Origin of the sequence: Ensifer sp. Root1252 (assembly GCF_001425885.1) — a bacterium.
Classification (GTDB): Bacteria; Pseudomonadota; Alphaproteobacteria; order Rhizobiales; family Rhizobiaceae; genus Ensifer; species Ensifer canadensis.
This window is the reverse complement of sequence record NZ_LMDT01000012.1, coordinates 77934-99767: the sequence shown is the minus strand read 5'-3', so window position 1 is coordinate 99767 and position 21834 is coordinate 77934. Positions and strand designations below refer to the sequence as shown.

The window sequence follows — 21834 nt, the reverse complement described above, 5'->3', positions numbered from 1 at the left end:
CCTCCTCGCCCTCGCCTCTCGACTTTGTCAGGCACTCCTCATTTTCCGTCGGCGGCCAGCGCCCGAGCGGTCTTTTCGTCGGTGATGAGGCCGCTCAGCAGGCCGCTGCCAAGCACGGCACGAATGGCAGGCGTCTTGATCTTGCCGCCGGCGACGGCCACCGTGCGCCGATCCTTCAGGTCGTCGCGGCTGAGCGTGAAGGTGCGGTTCGACAGCGTCGTCTCGATCGGGCGACCATCCTCGTCGAAGAAGTGGCCAAGCAACTCGCCCTTGCCCCCGCCCCTCTGAATTTCCTCGATCTCGCTCATCTCGATCATTCCGGTCGAAACCAGCGACGCCTCGCGCTCTGCCGTGCCGATGCCAACCAACAAGAGGTCGGCGGTCTTGGCGAGATCGAACACTTCGCGCACGCCGCGCTGGCTGAAGAGCACGTCGCGATCCTCGACGGTGTTGGCGAAGAACGGCACGGGCATGACATAGGCTTCCGCGCCGGTACGCTCGGCCAGCCGGTGGATCACGTCATGCGGGTTTGCCGAGAACTTGCGGGTGAGACCGCCGAGCAGCGAGACGAAACGGGTGTTATTGCTGGTGGTGCGCGGCAGATACTCGACACAAGCAGCAAGCGTGCGGCCATGACCGACGCCGACGAGCGCAGTTTCGCCGCGTTCGATCTCGCGCTTCAGGAACTGCGCGCCAGAAATGCCGAGCGCCTTCAGCGGCAGATCGTCGGCATCGAAGTCGGGAACGACCTCGCAGTAGTCAAGTCCGTAGCGCGCGGAAAGCTTCTGCTCCAGCTCGACGCATTCCGACACTTCGCCATCGATATAGACCTTCACCAGGCCTTCCTGGTTGGCCTTCATGATCAGGCGGTGGGCTTTCAGTGACGTCAGCCCCAGCCGCTTGGCAACCTCGGCCTGGGTCAGACCGCCGGCATAATGCAGCCACGCGGCGCGCGTCGCCATGCTGGTTTCGTCGTCGCGAAGGTTTGCACCACCGATGATCGCCATCGTCTCCACCCAGGTTCGTTATGTTGCAACGCATGATACCTTTTGCATTGCATGATATTTTTATCTCGTTGCTGAAAGAAATTTCATGCCGTGAAAAAAATGTCAAGCAAGTACGTGCGCGGTGCGTTCATGGTTTGTGGATCGCGGCGAATGACGAGGAGAAAGGACTGGCCGACGAGCGTGCAATGGGCCGAGAATCGATGGCGATGGGACTGCTGCCGCTGGCGGGCATAGGGAGGGCCGAGGGCGCATCGAGACGCCTCATCCCTGTGCCTGTCATAGGGATCCAGCCAACCCAAGGCCTTGGGCTGGAAGGTCTTCTGACCTGACAGACGTCAGGTCGCTGGATTCCGGCACAAGGCCGGAATGAGGGAGAATGGGATGCGCCGCACCTCCAACACAGCCATTCTCAGCCGACGCTTCACACTTTGGCAGTTCTCTGGGAACGCCAAGGGTGCAAAAACCTCCTCATCCCTGTGCCTGTCACAGGGATCCAGCCAGCCCAAGGCCTTGGGCTGGAAGGTCTTTTGACCCGACAGACGTCAGGTCGCTGGATTCCGGCACAGGGCCGGAATGAGGGGCGACGGGGATACGCCGCCCGTCAAGCAAGGGCGCGCTCTTAGAATTTCGCCAACACGCCCCCCGAAAGACTGGTGTGGCGCTGAACCCTACTGGCCGAGATTGCGCAGGTAGAGGGAAAGAAGCTGCGTCTGAGAGGAGATGCCGAGCTTACGGTAGACGTTGCGGCGGTGGACCTTGACCGTGCCGGTCGAGATCCCAAGCTTCAGGCCGATCGATTCCGACGAATGACCCTGCAGCACGAGTTCGATGATCGAGGCTTCGCGCTCGGTCAGATTCAGGTGCTGCCAGACGCCGTCCGCGGGAGGGTGCGCCGACTTTCTCCGGCTGCGGCCGGTCTTTGCCAGCGCCGTGTCGAACCGGCGCCCGAGGTCGGCCCAGTGGTGGCGCACAAGGGCGGAGACCAGCGGCTCGACCTTCTTCAGCAACGCGAATTCCGCCGTGCTGAACGGGCCTGTCGCCTCGCGCCGCATCAGCGAAAGCACGACGGTGATCTGCTCGCTGATCGGCACGAAGAAGCCGACCTCCTCCGCCAGTCCCGTCTGCACGTAATAGGTCCGATAGTATTCGCTGGAGAAGAACCGGTCCGGCGCCCGCTCCCGCATGCGCCAGACACCCGGCTTGCCCTCGCAGGCCGCGTGGTAGAACGGATCAAGCAGATAGGGCCCGGCCTGGTAGAGGCTGACGAATAGAACATGGTCCTTGGCATTGAAGGTACTGTAGAGGTCGATCGGCCGTTCCTTGCCGCGATAGGCGAAAACCACGACATAATCGAAGGTCATCAGCGTCGACATCAATTGCCGATAGGCCGCACCCACAGCCTCGTCGTCCATGGTCGCACCGTCGACCATGGGCGCCAAGACCTGAAATAATCCCTCGAGATCGATGCCCAAACCGCTCTCCCGCCGATCCGGCCCTGTTCCGGGGTATACTCCTCCCACAAGCCAATTCGCGTTGAAATACCTCTCTCGGGGTATATACCGGCACCGGGCGCTTTGACTAGGCTGCCTGTCAATGACGGTGGAGCGCGGGGGCATCAGAGCCTTGGCGGTATCCGACAACAACCGCAGGGAACAGACGTGACATCCGCTTCGACGAACGACATCGAATTCCGTTCGGTCGCCAAACGCTATGGCAGCGTGACCGCCGTTTCGGACATCAACTTCGCGGTGCCCCGGGGCGCCTTCATGGCGCTGCTCGGACCTTCCGGCTGCGGCAAGACCACCTGCCTGCGCATGATCGGCGGCTTCGAGCAGCCGAGCGAAGGCACCGTCTATATCAACGGCGAGGCGATGAACGGCGTTGCCGCCTATCGGCGCCCGGTCAACATGGTGTTCCAGCACTATGCGCTGTTCCCGCATCTCGACGTCGAGCAGAACGTCTCCTATGGCCTCAGGCAGATGCGGCCGCGCATCGCCAGTGCCGAGATTTCGCGCCGCGCCCAGGAGGCGCTGGAGATGGTCCGGCTCGGCGGCTTCGGCAAGCGCCGGATCCACGAAATGTCCGGCGGCCAGCAGCAGCGCGTCGCGCTCGCCCGCGCCATCGTCAACAAGCCGAGGGTGCTCCTGCTCGACGAGCCGCTGGCGGCACTCGACAAGAAGCTGCGTACCGCCATGCAGATCGAGCTGCAGACCCTGCAGCGCGAACTCGGCATCACCTTCGTGCTCGTCACCCACGACCAGGAGGAAGCGCTGTCGATGAGCGACTTCGTCTGCGTCATGAATGCCGGCCGCATCGTCCAGGTCGGGCCGCCGCAGGAAATCTACGATCGCCCTGCAAGCCTGTTCGTCGCCGATTTCGTCGGCAAGACCAACCGGATCGCTGCCACCGTCGACAATGGCGGCGCCTCCATCCTGTTTGCCAACGGCACGCGGTTTGCCGCCCCGGCCACCACGACACCGAGCGCCGGTGCTGCCATGGTCGCGTTGCGCCCCGAGGCGATCAGCCTGAAACGCAATGGTGCTGCCGCCACTGCCGCCCTCACCGGCACCGTCACGCACCGCATCTTCCTGGGATCATCGGTCGAATACTCCATCGATGTCGATGGCCTCGGCGATTTCCTCGTCACCGCCGACCGCCGGGCGCTCGGCGACAGCGATCTCGTCGAGCCCGGCGACAAGGTCGGCCTCGCCTTCGATCCGAATGCGCTTCACGTCTTTCCGGCCTGAAATGTGTTTCCGGCCCGACCCGGCCGCCCCCTGAGCCTTGCATGAACGTCAACGATAATGGGAACAGCGTCATGACCAAATGGTACAGAGAAAATGCCCCGATCACCGCCGAGCAACTGGCCGACGAGCTGATGCGCCTGAAGCGCGGCTCGGTCACCCGCCGCCACTTCCTCGGCGTCACCGGCCTTGGCCTTGCAACGGCGGTTCTGGCGCGCCAGCCGGGCCTCTTCAATTCGACGGCCTTTGCCGGCGATCTCGGCACGCAGATGTCGATCGCCACCTGGCCTAATTATCATGATCCTGCCACCTTCGAGGCGTTCCAGGCGGCAACCGGCGTTGCCGTCGAGGTCAACGTCTTCGGCTCGAACGAGGAAATGCTCGCCAAGCTCCAGGCCGGCGGCACCGGCTGGGACCTGTTCGTGCCCACCAACTACACCATCTCCACCTATGTGAAGCTCGGCCTGATCGACGAACTCGATCTCTCCAAGCTGCCGAACTACGACGCCTCGACCGAGACCGCGCGCTTCACCAACGAGGGTGTCGTCGACGGCAAGACCTATGCCGTGCCGAAGAACTGGGGCACCACGGGCATCGCGCTCAACTCCAGCAAGATCAAGACACCGGTGACCAGCTGGAAGGACTTCTTCGAGATCGCCATGACCGAGGCCGACGGCCGCGCCATGGTCCACGACTACCAGCTGACCACCATCGGCAATGCGCTCGTCTCGCTCGGCTATTCCTTCAATTCGACCAAGCCGGAAGAGCTCGCCAAGGCCGAGGAACTGCTGATCAAGGTCAAGCCGCACCTCTACGCCATCAACAGCGACTACCAGCCGTCGATGCGCGCCACCGACGCCTGGATGACGATGTGCTGGACCAATGACGGCGCGCAGCTCAACCGCGACATGCCGGAAATCCAGTTCGTGCTCGGCAAGGACGGCGGCGAAATCTGGTCGGACTTCTACGCCATCCCGAAGAGTGCGGCCAACAAGGCGGCCGGTTATGCGCTGCTCAACTACCTGATGGCACCGGAAAACGCCGTCAAGGAACATATCGCCAATGGCGCGCCGACCACCGACAGCCGCGTGATGAAGCTGCTGCCGGCCGACGTCACCGGCAACAAGATCGTCTATCCCGACGAGGCCTCGCTGACGCCGCTCGAATTCGGCGCCGCGGTAACCTTGACCGATCCGGGCCGCGCCGAGCTGATGGCGCGGTTCAAGTCAGCCTGATTGAAACTTTGACGTGACCGCCCCTCATCCTCGCGGTGAGGGGCCGAAATGCCAATGAAACTTGACGGATCAACTCACATGCCCGCGGCAACGAACACGAAGAGAAACCTGGTGACGGCAGCGCTGGTGGCGCCGGCGGCGGCATGGCTGATGATCTTTCTGGTCCTGCCGTTCATCGCCATGCTGGTCTTCGCCTTCGGCGAGCGCGCGCCCGAAGGCGGCTATCAGGCGGCGTTCACCTTCGCCCAGTTCGCCAGGCTCCCGACCCGGGCGGCCGCCTTCTGGAACACGATGGTGCTGGCGCCGGTCGGTGCGCTGCTCTGCCTGCTGGTCGCCTACCCCGTCGCCTATTATCTCGCCGTCAAGGCGGACCCGCGGTACCGCCTTATCCTCGTGTCGCTGGTGGTCGTACCCTTCTGGACGAGCCTGCTCGTTCGCACCTATGCCTGGATGTATATCCTCGGCTCGCGCGGCATTCCGAACCTGCTGTCGATGATCGGCCTTGAGGATGTGCGCCTGCTCAATACGCCGGGCGCCGTGCTGCTCGGCATCGTCTATGGCTACCTGCCGCTGATGATCATGCCGATCTATGTCAGCCTCGAAAAGCTCGATCGCCGGCTGCTCGAAGCCTCCGCCGATCTCGGCGCGAGACCCGTCTCGACCTTCTTCGGCGTCACCCTGCCGCTGTCACTGCCGGGCGTGATGACGGGCGTGGCGCTCGTCACCATCCTGCTGCTCGGCGAATACCTGATCCCGCAGCTTCTCGGTGGCGGCAAGGTGTTCTTCATCGGCAACGCGCTGGTCGATCTCTTCCTGCAATCTCGAAACTGGCCTTTCGGCTCGGCGATCGCCGTGACGCTGGTGGCCGTGGTCGTGGTCATCCTGATGGTGGCGATGCGCATCGCCTTCAGGGTCGCCGGCACAAGACAGGTGGATCTCGTCTGATGCGCGCCTTCATCTCCTCGGTCTATATCTTCCTCTACGCGCCGATCGCGCTGGTCGTCCTGTTTTCGTTCAATGCCGGCCGCAGCGCCAGCGAGTTCACCGGCTTTTCGACCGCATGGTACGGCAAGGCGCTCGGCAATACCTTCCTGGTCTCGGCGCTGCAGAACAGCCTGATGATCGCCTTTACCAGCGCCACCCTTGCCGCCATCTTCGGCACCATGGCCGCACTCGGCATGGAGCGGCTGGCGCCGCGCAACCGGGCGATCTTCGACGCGCTCTTTGCCGCGGCCATCGTCGTGCCCGGCGTCGTCATCGGCATCGCCACGCTTGTGGCGCTCGTCGCCGTCTTTTCCTTCGTCAATCCGGCGCTATCCGCCATCTGGCCGGGCGACCAGCCGCCACAGCTCGGGCTCGGCTATGGCTCGATCATCGCCGCGCACGGGCTGTTCTCGATGGCGCTCGTTACCATGATCGTGAAAGCTCGCATCGCCAGCCTCGGGCGCGATATCGTCGAGGCATCGAGCGATCTCTATGCGACGCCGCTCACCACCTTCCGCCTGATCGTGCTACCGCAGATCCTGCCGTCGATCCTGGCGGGTTTCCTGCTCGCCTTCACCTTCTCCTTCGACGATTTCATCATCGCCTTCTTCGTCGCCGGTTCGAAGACGACGCTGCCGATCTACGTCTTCGCTTCGATCCGCCGCGGCGTGACGCCGGAAATCAACGCGATCGCGACGCTGGTGCTCGTCGCCTCGCTGCTCCTGATCCTGACCGCCCGCATCCTGATGCGGGACAAAAAACCGAAATCCGGGGAGTGAACAGATGATCCTGAAAGACCGGGTCGCGATCGTGACCGGAGCGGGCTCCGGGATCGGTCAGGCGGGCGCTGCCATCATGGCGCGCGAGGGTGCGCATGTCGTCGTCGTCGACCGCAGCCCCGAGGCCGGCAGCCTGACCGTCGACACCATCCGCGCCATGGGCGGCAAGGCCGAGGCCGTCACCCTCGACGTTACCGACGATGCAGCGCTTGCCGACGGCATCGCCGATATCCTCTATCGCCACGGCCGCATCGATATCCTGCACAATCACGCCGGCGCGCAGGTTGCCGGCGATCTTGAAGAGGTCGAAGTCTCCGGCTTCGACCGCTCGTGGAACCTCAATGTGCGTGCGCATTTCATGGCCGCCCGCCTGGTCATGCCGTCGATGAAGGCCGCCGGCCGCGGCGTCATCGTCAACACCTCGTCATCGTCGGGCGTGCTCTACGACCGCGAGATGATCGCCTACACCACCACCAAGCATGCGGTTATCGCCATGACCAAGCAGATGGCCGGCGACTACGCCCGCCACGGCATCCGCGTCAACGCGCTCTGCCCCGGTTGGGTCGATACGCCCTTCAACGACCCCTTCATCGCCCAGATGGGCGGTCGCGGCGCGATCGAGGCCTACATCCGCGAAAAGGTACCGCTCGGCCGCTGGGCAAGCGTCGACGAAATCGCCGAGTCGATCCTGTTCCTGGTGTCCGACCGATCGTCCTACATGACCGGCCAAATCCTGGTGGTCGATGGCGGCGAGACGGTGGTGTGACGTCCGGACGCTGAGGTACCCACCAGGCCTCGTTGTGAAGGCGCCGCCGCCCCACTCGCCTCATTTCCGCGCTGGCTCGGAGCGTTTTCCTCGCGTCCCTGGTGTCTGTGGTGCGCGAAGCGCTTCCTCCTTTCCCTCATTTCTGTGCTTGTCACAGAAATCCAGCCACGGCGCGTCTGCGCCGTGAAGGACTTGTGCCAGACGCCGGAACGAAGGAGCCTCTGGCGCCGCCGACGCGGCGCCGCTGGATCTCTGTGACAAGCACAGAGATGAGGTCGGCAAATGTTGACGCCCTATCACACCTCCGGAACAATACCCCGGCATGCCCAGGCCACTGCCGCAAACGACCGGGGGCCGTCGGGTTGGCCAGCCTCATAGGCGGCCTTCACGGCTGCATCGATCTTCACCCGCTGGGCTGGCTCTAGTGCCGAGACGTATTTGCCGAGAGGTCCCTCACCCGCGGAGATCGGCTGCCAGAAATCTGCGAACGACTGATAGTCCATCCGGATCATAAGCGACGTCTGCTCGATATCCACGAGGCCATGCGCCGCGAAGCTCTGTATCATCTCTCCGGGCCGCATCATCGGCTGGAAACAATAGCGGGCGCGTACCTGATCGGCATTTTCATCGAGCATCGCCGCCGTATCGAGCACCATGCGCATGCCCGGCAGACCGCCGAAATGATCCCAGACCACGGCCGCAACCACGCCGCCCGGCCGCACCACCCGGCGCATTTCGGCGACGGCCTTTTCCGCTTCAGGTACGAAATGCAGGACCAGCAGCGCCAGCGCCCGGTCGAAATAATCATCGGCAAAGGGAAGCGCGCAGGCATCGGCCTGCTGGATCCTGATCCTCGGATCGGTGTTCGCCTTGATCGCCGCTTCGACGAAGACGGGCGAAAAGTCGATCGCCGTGATCTCACGGAGATCTGCCGCATGCGGCAGCGCAAAGGTCAGGCTTCCGGTACCACATCCGACGTCGAGGATCCGCTCGCCATCTGCAAGGCCTGAAAAGTTGATAAAAAGCGGCGCGAGCTGTTTGCTCCAACGCCCCATCAGTTGCTCATAGCCAGTCGCACTTTGAACATTGAAGCTTGATGTCATGATCGCCCCCAAGCAGCAAAGCCAGCATTCTACCGCGTTTCCATAAATCGTATTCGATTTAAGGAAACATGCGGCAATTCAAAGTGCTACAACGACCTTCGCGCGTACGCGCGGCGCTGTAGCTCGCGCACTGCTCGATACCAAGGCGTCGACGATCCTCTCGGAGAGACGGTGGCAAGACGCCGGCCCCTGGCTATGTCAGGGCAATGTGCCCGATGCCCTTGGCGGCGATCTCCTCAAAACTCTCGTCGTAGCCGGCATCGGCGTAGCGGATGACGCCGAGTGCGGTGTCGTTGGTGAGCGCATGGTCGAGCCGCTCGTCGGCAGCTTGCGTGCCGTCGGCCACCACCGTCACGCCGCAGCTCGTCATGTAGCCGGCATAGCCGCCGCCGCCCGAATGCACGACGACGAGATCCGCCATCGAGGAGCAGAGCAGCATGGCGTCGAGCAGCGGCCAGTCGGCGATCGCGTCCGATCCGTCCTTCATCCGCTCGGTCATGATGTTGGGATGCGCCATGGCGCCGGCATCGAGGTGGTCGCGCGAAAAGGCGACTGGTCCCTTCAATTCGCCCGACGCCACCAGTTCGTTGACGCGACGGGCCAGCGCTGTGCGCTCACCATGGCCGAGCCAGGCGATGCGCGCCGGCAGGCCCTCGAACGGGATGTGCTCGCGTGCAAGCCTGATCCAGTTGGTGACGATCTTGTTGTCCGGGAACATTTCGAGTAGCAGGTCGTCGATGCGCGCGATGTCGCTCTCCTCGCCGGACAGAGCCATCCAGCGGAAGGGGCCGATGGCGCGGGCAAAGAGTGGGCGCAAATAGGCCTCGGTGAAGATTGGAATGTCGAAGGCGTTGGTAACGCCGCCCTCGCGCGCCTGGGTGCGGATGAGGTTGCCGTTGTCGAAGACTTCCGCGCCCTTTTTCTGAAACTCGAGCATCGCCGTAACATGCTCGACGATCGAGGCGCGGCTTGCGGCCATCAGCTGGCCCTGGCCGTCGTCACGCAGCGATTTCACCTGATCGACCGTCATGCCCTTCGGCACGTAGCCGTAGACGAGGTCGTGCGCCGAGGTCTGGTCGGTAACCACGTCGGGCACGATGCCGCGCCGGGCGATTTCCGGGTAGACCTCGGCGGCGTTGCCGATGAGCCCGACGGAGAGCGCCCGCTTGTCCCGGACCGCCGCATCGATCATCGCAAGTGCCGTATCCAGATCCGGTGCGATCTCCTGGAGGTAGCCGATCTCCCGGCGCTTCTTCGCCCGCTCCGGGTCGATATCGACGCAGAGGATGGCGGCGCCCGCCATGCGGCCGGCAAGCGGCTGCGCGCCCCCCATGCCGCCGAGCCCGGCCGTCAGCACGAAGCGGCCGGAAAGATCGCCGCCGAACCGCCGCTCGGCAATGCGCATGAAGATCTCGTAGGTGCCCTGGATCACCCCCTGGCTGCCGATATATTGCCAGGCCCCGGCCGTCAGCCCGCCCCAGCAGATCAGCCCCTTGCGTTGCAGCTCGTAGAAGACTTCGGCCTTGGCCCATTGGCCGACGATGTTGCAGTTGGCCATGATCACCAGCGGCGCCTTGGCATGAGTCTTGAGCAGCCCGACCGGCTTGCCGGACTGGATGATCAGCGTCTGGTCCTCGTCCATCTCGATCAACGTCTTGACGATGGCGCGGTGCGCCGGCCAGTTGCGCGCGGCCTTGCCGAGCGCGGCATAGACGATGAGGTTGTCCGGATCCTCGCCGACAGAAAGCACGTTTTCGAGTAGCCGCAGCAAGGCCTCCTGCCGCCAGCCCTTGGCGCGCAGCACCAGTCCGCCGGGGATCGGAAAGTTCGGGTGACGGGGGTTGGCCTTGGGCATCGTCTCGTTCCTCTTCGTTGTCGCGAGGCAGCTCGCTGCCCCTCACCCTAACCCTCTCCCCGCAAGGGGAGAGGGGATTGTTCACAGCTTGCGGCGAACATCGCGTGCGAAGCCGCTATGGTCCATCGCCCACAGGCCGGGGGCGTAAACGGCTCCCCTGCTCGCTGCCAACGCGCCATCTCATCACAATCGTGCCTCTCCCCTTCTCGGCGAGAAGAATAACCACGGCTTGCCGCCCCGGGTCGCAACGACGTCGCCTCTCCCCGCCTACGGGGAGAGGGTTAGGGTGAGGGGCAAAACCACTCTCTGCATTCACTTCGGCGGCAACGTTTCGACGAAGGCAGTCGCCGCATCGATGAGCCGCTTGCGCACGGCGTCGTCGCCATAAGCGTCTGCCCCGGCCCGCACCCAGCCATGCATCGCGCGGCCGTTCATCACCATCAGTTCGACATCGGACAGCGCCAGCGCCCAGCCGTCATTGCCCTTGCCGAGCCGCACCAGCATCGATCCTTCGCGCGCGCCGCAGAGCAGGTTGCCGTTGAGCAGAAACGCCCAGCCGCCGAACATCGCCTTTTCCGACAGCCCCGGCCGCCCGGCGATCTCGTCCTTGATCAGTTCCTCAAGTCCCGCATCCCGCGCCATGACCTCTCTCCCCTGGCGTTTCCTGTGCACACGAAATCTGGAAACGCTTTACCTCATTGTTCTCTTGCATTTCCGGACGGAAAACCGCTTCGCGCTTTTCCTGGACATGCTCTACGACCGCCCGGCCAGAGCGTAGCGGGCGAGCTCTATGCCCATCGCCTTTTCGACCGAGGGGTAGACCGTCGGGTCGAGCACGCTGGACGCAAGCGGGATCACCGACTTCGGCACATGCAGCACGAAGATCGTCATGCCGACCCGCAGTTGGCCGACGCTCAAGGGTTCGCCCTCTGATGACAACGTGGTGATGACGTCAGGGAAGGTGGCAAGCCTCCGGCCTTCCGCAGAGTCAACCGCCATGTATTCATTCATCACGTGCAATACCGTTGAGTCAGCCCCCTTCCCCAGCGTCACCGTGCCGATGTCGAAGGCCTCCTTGGTGTAGGTGACCGACTTGTCGGTGATCGTGCCTTCGGCAAGGATCGCGCCATTGGTCGTCTTGACGATCGCATCGATCACCGCGCTGCCGCCCTTGGCTTCCGCCGCGATGATCGCCTCGCCGAGCGCCAGCGCCAGCGAGATGCCGCCGAGCGCCGCATTCGCCTTGACGTAGGACGCGCGGACCGGATTGCGGCACGAGGCGATGAAACCGCCGGACATGTCGGAGGCGGTGCGCAGGATCGGCGAGACCTTGGCGGTCGCGCCGCGGACCACCAGCTCGATATAGCGGTTCTCGTCGCGATTTCCCCCGACGGCGGTCTGGATCATCTGTTCAGGCGACCCGGCAAGGCCGATCGAGCCCATGTCGCCGGTCGGGTGCGCCCGGATGTCGCCGACCGCATCGACCACCTTGGTCCCGAGGATCGCCGATGGCAGCCAGCCATTGAGCGTCGAGGACTTGCCGTTCTGGCCGATGATCAGGCCCGAAAGCTTCTCGCCGAGCGCCTCCTGCAGCAGTTGCACCGCCTTGACGTAGTCGACGCCGCGCATTTCCCAGGGGGTGGTCGAGGCCGGCGCGCCGATGGCGGCTGCTGTCGCCACCCAGTCGTCGGCATCAAGCTCGTCGACCGACACCAGTTCCGGTTTGCCGATCGAGACCGCGGCATAGCCGAGCATGCGGCCGTGATCGGCCCAGCCGCCGCCGCCGGCGGCATAGACGGAGCCGCCCTTGACCGCAGCTTCGACATCCTTCTCCGTCAATATCCGACCCATCTCAAACCTTCTCCTGCAATTGTTTGTCGAGCCTTCTGACGGCATCGAAGAGCACGGCAGTGCCTAGCGCGATATCGTCGTTCTCCGCCCACTCGTCCGGGGCGTGCGAACGACCGCCCCGGCACGGAATGAAGATCATCGCCGAGCGGGTGATGCGCCCCATCCACGCGGTGTCATGCCCGGCTCCGGAGGCCATGCGCCGGTGGCGGGCACCGATCTGGCCGCAGCTTTCCTCCAGCGTCGAAAGCAGCAGCGGATCGCCGGGTGTGGGATGATTGTCGGAGATAACATTGGCGGGCGCGATGGTCACGCCGGCCTCACCGGCAACGCGCGCGGCAAGCGCGCCCAGTTCGACGATGAATTTCTCCATCTGCGGCTGCAGTTCGGCACGTGCATCGATCAGCAACCGCGCCCGCGACGGCACGACATTGGCGGCGTTCGGTTCGATCGAGAACTCGCCGACGGTCGCGGTGAAGTGTCCCTCGCCCTTGGAGAATTCGGTTGCCAGCGCCTCGATTGCCAGCACCAGCCGGGAGGCTGCGACAAGCGCATCGCGCCGGTGGTCCATCGGTGTCGTGCCGGCATGGTCGGCCTGCCCTTCGACGATGATCTCGATGCGGGTGATGCCGGAGATCGCTGTGACGACGCCGATATCCAGGCGCCCGGTCTCCAGCACCGGCCCCTGCTCGATATGCAGTTCCAGAAAGGCCTTGATGTCGGAACGCTTGAGCGCTGGCAGCCGCGACGGATCGCCGCCAACTTCGACGATGCCCTGCCGCAGGCTCAGTTCGCCCTGCACCCGGCTCAGCCAGCCATCCGGCAGGATGCCGGCCATGCCGCGGCTGCCGACGCAGGAAACGCCGAAGATCGACACTTCCTCGGCAAGGAAATCGACGATCTCCAGGTCGTGATCGAGTTCGATGCCGCCGTCGGAAAGCGCGCGCGCCACTTCAAGTGCCGCGGCGACGCCGGCAATGCCGTCGAAGCGACCGCCCTCCGGCACCGTGTCGGAGTGGGAACCAAGCATCAGCGTTCCGAGCGCGGACTTTCGCCCCTTGCGCCGGCCGATGAGATTGCCGGCCGCATCGATGCGCGTCTCCAGCCCCGCCGCACGAAAGCGGCGATCGAGGAAGGCGCGGCCCTCCAGAAACAGCGGCGTGAAAGCCCGGCGGGTATAGGGCCGATCCGGCTCCGTGATCCCCGCAAGCCCGTTGACGATGCCGGCGATCCGGCTGGCATCCACCGGCAGATTGGTCTTGATGCTCGTGCTCATCGGGCCTCCTGCAAAGGCAAAGTCTGCAGCGGGCGAACGAAGGCGCCGGTGCCAGGCTTGGCGACGACGGCGCGCCCGTCAAAGGCAAGCGACCCGCGCAGATAGGTGGCAGACACCCGCCAGGGCAGCCTGATGCCGTTATAGGGCGACCAGCCGACGACGTTGTGACCGCTTGTCGCCGCATCATAGGTATAGGGCTCGGGCGTCATGACGATGATATCGGCGTCCTTGCCGGCCTCCAGCGCGCCCTTCTGGTGGTCGAGCCGGAAATGCCGCGCCGGGTTCAGCGTCATCAGCTCGGCCGCCCGCGTCAGCGGGATGCCGCGCTCAAGCGCGCCCTTGACGAACAGCGGCACCATGACCTCCAGACCCGGCACGCCGGAGGCATTGGCGAGCATGTCCGGATTGGTCTTGCGATCCTCCGACCAGCTGACATGGTCGGTCGAAACCATCGTCACCGTGCCATCGGCCACATGCCGCCATAGCTTTTCCACCTCGGCACGCGGGCGGATCGGCGGATTGATCTTCGCCTTGCCGCCAAGCCGGCGAACGTCGTTCTCCTCGTCGAGCGTCAGATAATGGATGCAGCATTCGATCGTCGCCGCGTGGCCCTGGCGCCGGTAGGCGTCGGCAATCTCGTAGCCGCGCCCGAGCGAGCAGTGGACCACATGCGCCGGGCATCCGGTCGAAGCACCCGTTTCGTAGATCTGGTTGGTCGCCAAGAGCTCGGTGAGCGGCGGACGGGAAAGGCCATGGGCGCGATAATCGGTGATCCCAGCGGCCCTGACCTTTTCGATCGCGCCGCGCACCGCCTCGTCGTCCTCGTTGTGCACCCCGGCTGTAAGCCCCGTCGGCGCGATCGCGCGAAAGCAATCCTCGAGCAGCGCTGCGGGAATGCGCGGAAAGCGCTTGGGGTCGGTGCCGAAGGTGGAGAACTTGAAGGCGGCAACGCCGGCCTCGACCATTTCGAGGATGCGGGCCGGCCCCTCCTCGGGGTCGACCGTGCCGTAGAGGGCGAAGTCGACCCGCGCCTGCGGGCTCGCATGGGCGACCTTGCGCCCAACGGCCTCCGCCGAGCAGACGAGATTGCCTTCGTCATAGGGCATGTCGACGATCGTGGTCACACCGCCGGCCGCGGCCGAGCGCGTCGACCAGACGAAATCCTCCTGGTTCTTCTGCGACAGCGAATGCACCTGCGCGTCTATGGCGCCGGGAAGGATCATTGCGCGTCCGAGATCGTGGCGTTCACGGGCAGCCGGTGCCACCCCCTGCCCGACATGCACGACCTTGCCATCGCGCACGGCCACATGTCCGCCTTCGACGATCCGGTGCGGGAGAACGATGGTGCCTTTCAGGACAAGATCGAAATCGGACATCGTGTTCTCTCCATCGGATCAGCCTTGTTGGATCAGCCTGGATCACTTGCTCAGCGCAAAGAAGTCGTCGAACTCCGGCATCGGCGCCATGGTGACGAAGGTGCGCAGCAGGTCATGGCAGGTAAACGCGCCTTGCAACGCCTCGATTTCCTTCGATAGCGGCCGGTCCTTCAGATAGATCGGGCTGATCGAGCGGGTGCGCTCATGCGCGAGCTTGACGATGCCGTGTGGCGCATCGCCGACAAGATCGATCGCCTGCGACGACAGGATCGCCTCGATCGCCGCCAACTGCCGCAGATCGCGCACCTGGGTTTCCATGCGCTCGACGATCAAAGGCAGGAAGGTCGCCTCTTCCTCCAACCCGCCGGCAACGACGATCGACTGGGCCGAAAGCGGCACCGCCATCGACTGCACGCGCATGTAGAGCTCGACCGCAAGCTTCATCAGCGGGCCGAGGCCGGTGGCGATTTCGCCCGGCGCCACCAGATTGACCGGCAGGTTGCGGCGCCCGCCGTTCGACAGAAGGATGCAACGGTTGAGCACGTTGCGCGCCACATGGGAAAACGCGATTTGCGCCGTTTCGACATAGAGCGTCGTGGTCAAGGGCAGCGAAGCACCCGAGGCATGCACCTGGCCGCCGAGCACCACCGGATTGTCGTCGGAAAGATAGGTCGCCTCGACCAGACGGCCGGCGGCAACCAGCAGCGTATCGACAACGGCGCCGAACACCTGTGCGGTCATGCGCAGGCTCAATGGGTCATGGATCGCCGTCGGCAAGGGCCAGTCGGAAACGCCCGATTGGCCGTAGAGCCAGGAGCCGACCAGCGCCTCGCCCCGCGTCGACAGCGTCGCGGCCACCCGCCACGGATCAGCCGAAGCGCCAAGCGCCTGCGACGACATCACGCCGGTCACCAGCAGCACGCGGATGGCCGCTGCCGCCTCGCGCAGCACGTCGGCGGCCGCCGAATAGGCAATCGCATTGACGCTGAGTGCCGCAAGCGCGTCGCGCGGCCGCATCACCAAAGGCGTCAGCCCGGCATCGGCAAGCGCCGTTTCGGCCGGAACCAGCCGGCCGCGATGATAGGCTTCGCCGACCCCGGTCAGAACGGCCGCGATCTGCCCCATCAGGCCGATATCGGCGCAGCCCATCGAGCCGTGCCGACGCACTGCCGGGATGATGTCGTGCTCGATGAGTGCGAGGAAGGCGTGGATCAGCTCGGGGCTGCATCCGGTATGCCCGCGCATCGCGGTGTTGCAGCGAATGGCGATGGCCTTGCGCACGATCGGCACCGCAAAAAATTCGCCGGTGCCGAAATGATGGGCACGCACCAAGGAGGTATTGAACTCCGCCAGATCGTCCGCCGTCCAGAGCCGGTCCTTCATCGAGCCGACGCCGGTGTTGGACCCGTAGACCGGCAGGCCGAGCGCGATGCGATCGGCGATCACCTTGTGGGCAGCCGCCACCCGCTCCATGCCGCCCTCGTCCGCGACCGGTCGCGCCGCACCCGAGCCGATTTCCTCGAGCGTCGCGAAGTCGAGCGGTTTTCCGCAGAGAACGATGGACTTGACCTGTTGCAGCATGCCTCGAGAACCTTACCACGCGATCCGCCTCGACGCCGAAACGATGCGTGGATGCAAAGACTTGATGCGATCCCGCCTCTATGGGCGAGGGATCGTCTGCCAGCATGCTATGCGTTTTGTTCGCTCTCGTGATATATCCCAAATCCGGAACGGCGGATGCCAAATTCTGAACATGGTGGCACCGACGATGCCGGCGGAGAACTTACGCAATGGATATCGCCACGATCCTGCTCGTCGAGGCCGTCATGCGCGAAGGCGGCATAAGGCGCGCCGCCACCTTGAGCAGCCGTGCGCCGTCGAGCGTCAGCGCCGCCGTTCGCCGCTTCGAACAGGCCGTTTCGATCCCGCTTTTCCGTCGCGACGGCGGCCTCGTGGCCCTAACGCTGGAGGCCCGTGCACGCCAGGCCGATGTGACCGAAGCAAGCGCCACAATCCGGGCGCTGCTGACTACGGCTAGCGGCGAACCACCGACTGCGATCCCGCCTGTCGGCCTCGTCGCCCTCGACCGTTTCGTCCGGATCGCCCGGGCCGGCAGCATCCGGGCGGCCGCCCGCACCCTCGGCCTTGGCCAGCCGCAACTGACACGGCAGATCGCCGACCTCGAACGTCATCTGCAATGCCGGCTGCTCGGGCGGTCCCATGGCGGCATCGTCTGCACCCCGACAGCCCTCGGCATCATCCCTGAAGTCGAACGCCTGCTCGATATCTGGGCGCGGCTGACGCGCGCTTCGGCCGACCGGTTCCGCCGCGACGTCACCACCTGGCGCCTCGGCGCGGTCATGCCGCTCGGGCCGGAAAGCGAGATTGCCCGCATGCTGGCGGCGCTGACGGCCACTTGGCACCGCTCCCGCCCGCGGCAATCGCTGTTCATCTCCAGCACCACCGCCGACGAGCTTCTCGCCGGTCTCAAGAGCCGGCGCTTCGACGCCGCCCTGCTCGATATCGCCGGCATTCCACCAGATTTCGACGGCCGTCTCGTGTCCGAAACCGCACTGGTGCTCGCCGGTCCGGCACCGGCCCTTTCGGAAATGGGCGGCGATCTCCCCCGGCTGCTCGCCACCTGCCCGATCGCCGTTCCGAGCGTGCGAAGCGGCCTGCGCCGGGAGGTCACCCGCTTTCTCGATGACACGCTCACGGAGCATGAGCACCGCCGCGTGACACTGGTCGAGGTCGATTCCATCCCCGTCATCATCAACCTGGTCAGCCACCATGGCTATCTCTCGGTGCTGCCGGAAACCTCGCTGTCGCGGGTCCAGCGCCCACCCGCCATGATCCGGCTAGGGCCGCTCTACCGCCAGTCGCTGACGCTCATCTGGCCGCGCGGCGCCTTTTCCAGCGAGGTCGGCGACCTGATGATCGGCATGATGAAGACGGGTCCGCAGGCAGCGACAGCCTCGCCAGCGTAATCGGGATCGCCGGAATCAGTTCTTCACGATCTGCCGTCAAACAGCTGAAACGACTCAGGAATACCGCACCGTTGAATCAGCTCATGAGGTGCATCGTCGCCTCAAAGCCGGTGTCTCCACCTGAGCAGCTAAAGCGCGTCGCGATCTTTCGGATTCGCTTGCTGCGCTTTAAGCTCTTGTTTTTTCGCATGTCGTCATCGCAAAACCGCTGAACACTTTTGCGCGACGTGCCTTAGGGATGTCCAGTCGCCTTGGCCTTGCCGATCGCACCCTCCGGCGAACGGCCGCGATCCTCGGCTCCATGGCCAAGCTTCAGCCGACGACGCGTCTCGCTCGGGCTCTCGCGGTAATGGGCGCGGTAGCTGCGCGAGAGGGATGATGACGAATTGAAGCCGGTGATCGCGGCGATGTCGGCAAATTCCATGCGCGTCTCGATCACCTTACGCCGCGCCGCATTAAGGCGCAGCGCCAGGTAATGTTCGTGCGGCCCCACCCCCATCGTGTCGCGAAACAGGTCCCGCAGGTGCCGGGCACCGACGCCGATGCGGCGGGCGAGCCGCGCGAGCGTCAAAGGCGCCTCAACCGTTTCCTCCATCAGCTTGACCGCGGCGCCGACACGGGGGTCGAGGATGCGCATGTTGCCGATCGCCGGCATCTGCAGGAGGTCGCCGCGGGTGCGCTCCTGTTCGTAGATGAACAGGCGCGACACTTCGAGCGCCAGCGAATAGCCGTGCGCCCGGCGGATCAGCTCCAGCATCAGGTCGAGCGTCGGCAGGGAGCCGCCGGTGGTGATGCGCTTGCCGTCGATGACGAACCGTTCGCGCACCATCGTCACCTGCGGATAGGTGGCGGTAAAATCCTCGAAATCCTCCCAGTGGGTGGTGGCTTTGGAATTGTCGAGCAAGCTGGTTTCGGCAAGCAGCCAGGAGCCGGATTCGATGCCCGCCATCAGCTCGCGATGGCGCGCCGTCTGCGACAGCATCATCTTCAGCTGCGAGGTGGCGCTCCGCTGCCAATTGTAGCTCGACAGGATGAAGAGCGGCGCCGTTTCGCGCTGTGGTCGGAAAGCGCCTGCAACCGGAATGGGGATGCCGCTCTTGGTTTCGATCGGCTCGCCGTCAGGGCTGTAGAGCGTCCAGCTGTAGAGCGGCCGGCCGGCGATGCGGTTGGCAGCGCGCATCGGCTCGATCACCGAGGCAACGAGGATCAGGTTGGTCTCCGGCAACACCAGGATGTCGGCGTGCTGCACCTGCGAAACGCTCTGATCCATTCGCAAACTTCTCCTTATCGTTGCCGATAATGTACAAGATAGAACCGATTATGAAAAGCAGAGCCGCCGTTCTTGGCTCGTAATGGCTTTAATAAAAGGGAGACTGCAATGCCGCTCAGCATGAACCGCGAGGTATTCATCACCTGTGCCGTCACCGGCGCCGGAGACACCGTTTCAAAGTCCAGCCACGTTCCGATCACGCCAAAGCAGATTGCCGATGCGGCGATTGAAGCCGCCAAGGCGGGTGCTGCCGTGGCCCACTGCCACGTCCGCGATCCGGACACCGGCGCCCCTGCCCGCAGGCTCGATCTCTACCGCGAAGTCACCGACCGCATCCGCTCCGCCGATGTCGATGTCGTGCTCAACCTGACAGCCGGCATGGGCGGGGACCTGGTTTTCGGCAATGTCGAAAGCCCGTTCCCGGTCAACGAAAAAGGCACCGACATGGCCGGCGCCACCGAGCGCGTTGCCCATGTCGCCGACTGCCTGCCGGAAATCTGCACGCTCGACTGCGGCACCATGAACTTCTCGCTCGGCGACTATGTCATGACCAACACGCCGTCGATGCTGCGCGAAATGGCGCGGCAGATGACGGCGCTCGGTGTCCGCCCCGAGATCGAGGCCTTCGACACCGGCCACCTCTGGTTCGCCAAGCAGCTCGCCGAGGAAGGGCTGATCGAGGATCCGGTGCTGATCCAGCTCTGCATGGGCATTCCGTGGGGGGCGCCTGATGACCTCAACACCTTCATGGCCATGGTCAACAACGTGCCGGATAACTGGACCTTCTCTGCCTTCTCAATCGGCCGGAACGCGCTTGCCTACCCGGCAGCAGCAGTCCTTGCCGGCGGCAACGTCCGCGTCGGCCTCGAAGACAATCTCTATATCGGCAAGGGCCAGCTCGCGACCAACGGTCAGCTCGTCGAAAAGGCAGTCGGCCTCATCGAGGGCATGGGTGCCAAGATCATCGGGCCGGATGAGGTCCGCAAGAAACTGAAGCTGACGAAGCGCTGAGCGGGGATATCATGAGCCTTATAACGAAAGCAGCCTGCGTCGGTGGCGGCGTCATCGGCGGCGCCTGGGTAGCGCGGTTTGCGCTTGCCGGCATCGATGTGAAGATCTTCGACCCGCATCCGGAGGCAGAACGCATCATCGGCGAAGTCATGGCCAATGCCGAGCGCGCCTATGCGATGCTGACCATGGCGCCGCTGCCGCCGAAGGGAAAACTCACCTTCTGCAAAAGCATCGAGGAAACGGTCAAGGACGCTGATTGGATTCAGGAAAGCGTGCCCGAGCGGCTGGAGCTGAAGCGCGGCGTCATCACTCAGATCGATGCCGCCGCAAGACCTGACGCGCTGATCGGCTCCTCCACTTCGGGGCTGCTACCATCCGACCTGCAGGCCGAGATGAAGCACCCCGAGCGCATGTTCGTGGCGCACCCGTATAACCCCGTCTACCTGCTGCCGCTCGTCGAACTCGTCGGCGGCAAGAAGACGTCGAAGGCGACGATCGAGCGCGCCATGCAGGGCGTCGAACAGATCGGCATGAAGGGCGTCGTCATTGCCAAGGAGATCGAGGCCTTCGTCGGCGACCGTCTGCTGGAAGCGCTCTGGCGCGAGGCGCTGTGGCTGATCCAGGATGACATCTGCGATACCGAGACGCTCGACAATGTCATGCGTTACTCCTTCGGCATGCGCTGGGCGCAGATGGGTCTGTTCGAGACCTACCGCATCGCCGGCGGCGAAGCCGGCATGCGCCACTTCCTTGCCCAGTTCGGCCCCTGCCTGAAATGGCCCTGGACCAAGTTCACCGATGTCGTCGATCTCGACGATGCGCTGGTGGAGAAGATCGGTGCACAGTCGGACGCGCAGGCCGCCGGCCGCTCGATCCGCGAGCTCGAGCGCATCCGCGACGAAAACCTCGTCGGCATCATGCATGCGCTGAAATCGGGCAATGGCGGCGAAGGCTGGGGCGCCGGCAAGCTGCTTGCCGACTTCGAGGCGAAGCTCTGGGCCAACGCCAAGAAGCCTGAAGCCGATCTCGGCGACGTCAAGCCGCTGCACATTCTCGACACCAAGGTCAGCGCCGCCTGGGTCGACTATAACGGCCACATGACCGAGCACCGCTATCTCCAGGTGTTCGGCGATACCTCCGACGGCCTGCTGCGCCTGATCGGCGTCGACCTCGACTATGTCCGCGACGGCCACAGCTACTACACGGTCGAGACCCATATCCGGAACCTCGGCGAGGCCAAGCTCGGCGATGCGCTCTATTCGACCTGCCAGCTTCTGTCGTCGGACGAGAAGCGCCTGCATCTCTTCTCGACGATCTACAATGCCGAAACGAAGGAAGCCATCGCAACCGCCGAGCAGATGATGCTGCACGTCGACAGCAAGGCCGGCAAATCGGTCGCTGCCCCAGCCAAGGTCCTGGACAAGCTGAAGGCGATCACCGAGGCCCACGCCGGCCTGCCGACGCCCGAAGGTGCCGGACGGTTCGTCGGCCAGAAGCGCTAACGGACGGCTCCTTCGACGTGGAAGGGGCAGTCTTTGCGGGAAAAGTCGGGCGACGGCCGCCCCTCATCCCGCTGCCGCGACCTTGTCCCCG

19 protein-coding genes are annotated in these 21834 nt (G+C 64.4%); 9 read left to right on the top strand and 10 right to left on the bottom strand.

Features of this window, described 5'->3' with window-relative positions; all coding sequences use genetic code 11:
• Positions 1-38: 38 nt before the first annotated feature.
• Positions 39-1007 (bottom strand): sugar-binding transcriptional regulator, encoded by a 969-nt coding sequence (locus ASD02_RS13030; protein ID WP_025427792.1) that lies wholly within the window; start codon positions 1005-1007, stop codon positions 39-41.
• A 32-nt stretch (positions 1008-1039) separates the two neighbouring features.
• On the opposite strand from ASD02_RS13030, the gene ASD02_RS13025 reads away from it, so the two are divergent.
• A complete protein-coding gene (locus ASD02_RS13025) occupies positions 1040-1336 on the top strand; it encodes a hypothetical protein (protein WP_057211102.1) in 297 nt (98 codons plus the stop codon).
• A gap of 339 nt (positions 1337-1675) precedes the next feature.
• Here ASD02_RS13025 and ASD02_RS13020 read toward each other — a convergent pair whose 3' ends face one another.
• The gene (locus tag ASD02_RS13020) at positions 1676-2479 is read right to left on the bottom strand and encodes a LuxR C-terminal-related transcriptional regulator (protein WP_025427794.1); all 804 of its coding nucleotides are present in this window, start codon (positions 2477-2479) and stop codon (positions 1676-1678) included.
• A 186-nt stretch (positions 2480-2665) separates the two neighbouring features.
• Here ASD02_RS13020 and ASD02_RS13015 point away from each other — a divergent pair, with 186 nt between their 5' ends.
• From ASD02_RS13015 to ASD02_RS12995, 5 genes are all read left to right on the top strand, one after another.
• Positions 2666-3754 carry an ABC transporter ATP-binding protein gene (locus ASD02_RS13015; protein WP_025427795.1) on the top strand — a complete coding sequence of 363 codons (1089 nt, stop codon included), beginning with the start codon at positions 2666-2668 and terminating at the stop codon, positions 3752-3754.
• Between the two features lie 71 nt (positions 3755-3825).
• The gene (locus ASD02_RS13010; protein WP_057220754.1) at positions 3826-4986 is read left to right on the top strand and encodes a spermidine/putrescine ABC transporter substrate-binding protein; all 1161 of its coding nucleotides are present in this window, start codon (positions 3826-3828) and stop codon (positions 4984-4986) included.
• 78 nt (positions 4987-5064) lie between these two features.
• Entirely contained in the window at positions 5065-5931 is an 867-nt protein-coding gene (locus ASD02_RS13005; protein ID WP_025427797.1) for an ABC transporter permease, read from the top strand.
• Complete coding sequence (locus tag ASD02_RS13000; protein ID WP_025427798.1) at positions 5931-6749, top strand: ABC transporter permease; 819 nt, start codon at positions 5931-5933, stop codon at positions 6747-6749. Before ASD02_RS13005 ends, ASD02_RS13000 begins: the two co-directional genes overlap by 1 nt.
• Positions 6750-6753: 4 nt before the next feature.
• Entirely contained in the window at positions 6754-7515 is a 762-nt protein-coding gene (locus tag ASD02_RS12995) for an SDR family oxidoreductase (RefSeq protein WP_025427799.1), read from the top strand.
• Positions 7516-7811: 296 nt separating this feature from the next.
• Here the strand turns inward: ASD02_RS12995 and ASD02_RS12990 are convergent, their stop codons facing one another.
• The 7 genes from ASD02_RS12990 to ASD02_RS12960 form a co-directional block, all read right to left on the bottom strand.
• Positions 7812-8618: a class I SAM-dependent methyltransferase gene (locus tag ASD02_RS12990; RefSeq protein ID WP_025427800.1), complete on the bottom strand. Its 807-nt coding sequence runs from the start codon at positions 8616-8618 to the stop codon at positions 7812-7814.
• Positions 8619-8811: 193 nt separating this feature from the next.
• Positions 8812-10473, bottom strand: coding sequence for a urocanate hydratase (locus ASD02_RS12985; protein ID WP_025427801.1), 1662 nt, complete (start codon positions 10471-10473; stop codon positions 8812-8814).
• Positions 10474-10785: 312 nt separating this feature from the next.
• A complete protein-coding gene (locus tag ASD02_RS12980; RefSeq protein WP_025427802.1) occupies positions 10786-11115 on the bottom strand; it encodes a TfoX/Sxy family protein in 330 nt (109 codons plus the stop codon).
• Between the two features lie 111 nt (positions 11116-11226).
• Complete coding sequence (locus tag ASD02_RS12975; protein WP_025427803.1) at positions 11227-12324, bottom strand: DUF917 domain-containing protein; 1098 nt, start codon at positions 12322-12324, stop codon at positions 11227-11229.
• Between the two features lies 1 nt (position 12325).
• The gene (locus tag ASD02_RS12970; protein WP_025427804.1) at positions 12326-13585 is read right to left on the bottom strand and encodes a Zn-dependent hydrolase; all 1260 of its coding nucleotides are present in this window, start codon (positions 13583-13585) and stop codon (positions 12326-12328) included.
• Positions 13586-13593: 8 nt separating this feature from the next.
• Positions 13594-14973 carry an amidohydrolase family protein gene (locus ASD02_RS12965; protein ID WP_057211100.1) on the bottom strand — a complete coding sequence of 460 codons (1380 nt, stop codon included), beginning with the start codon at positions 14971-14973 and terminating at the stop codon, positions 13594-13596.
• Between the two features lie 42 nt (positions 14974-15015).
• Positions 15016-16554, bottom strand: coding sequence for an aromatic amino acid lyase (locus tag ASD02_RS12960; RefSeq protein ID WP_025427806.1), 1539 nt, complete (start codon positions 16552-16554; stop codon positions 15016-15018).
• Between the two features lie 209 nt (positions 16555-16763).
• Between ASD02_RS12960 and ASD02_RS12955 the strand changes: the two genes are divergently transcribed.
• Positions 16764-17960: a LysR family transcriptional regulator gene (locus ASD02_RS12955; protein ID WP_025427807.1), complete on the top strand. Its 1197-nt coding sequence runs from the start codon at positions 16764-16766 to the stop codon at positions 17958-17960.
• Positions 17961-18192: 232 nt separating this feature from the next.
• Here the strand turns inward: ASD02_RS12955 and ASD02_RS12950 are convergent, their stop codons facing one another.
• Positions 18193-19230: a GlxA family transcriptional regulator gene (locus ASD02_RS12950; RefSeq protein ID WP_057220753.1), complete on the bottom strand. Its 1038-nt coding sequence runs from the start codon at positions 19228-19230 to the stop codon at positions 18193-18195.
• Positions 19231-19338: 108 nt separating this feature from the next.
• Here ASD02_RS12950 and ASD02_RS12945 point away from each other — a divergent pair, with 108 nt between their 5' ends.
• Together ASD02_RS12945 and ASD02_RS12940 are read left to right on the top strand one after the other, a co-directional pair.
• The gene (locus tag ASD02_RS12945; RefSeq protein WP_025427809.1) at positions 19339-20241 is read left to right on the top strand and encodes a 3-keto-5-aminohexanoate cleavage protein; all 903 of its coding nucleotides are present in this window, start codon (positions 19339-19341) and stop codon (positions 20239-20241) included.
• A gap of 11 nt (positions 20242-20252) precedes the next feature.
• The gene (locus tag ASD02_RS12940) at positions 20253-21743 is read left to right on the top strand and encodes a carnitine 3-dehydrogenase (RefSeq protein ID WP_025427810.1); all 1491 of its coding nucleotides are present in this window, start codon (positions 20253-20255) and stop codon (positions 21741-21743) included.
• The last annotated feature ends 91 nt before the right edge of the window (positions 21744-21834 follow it).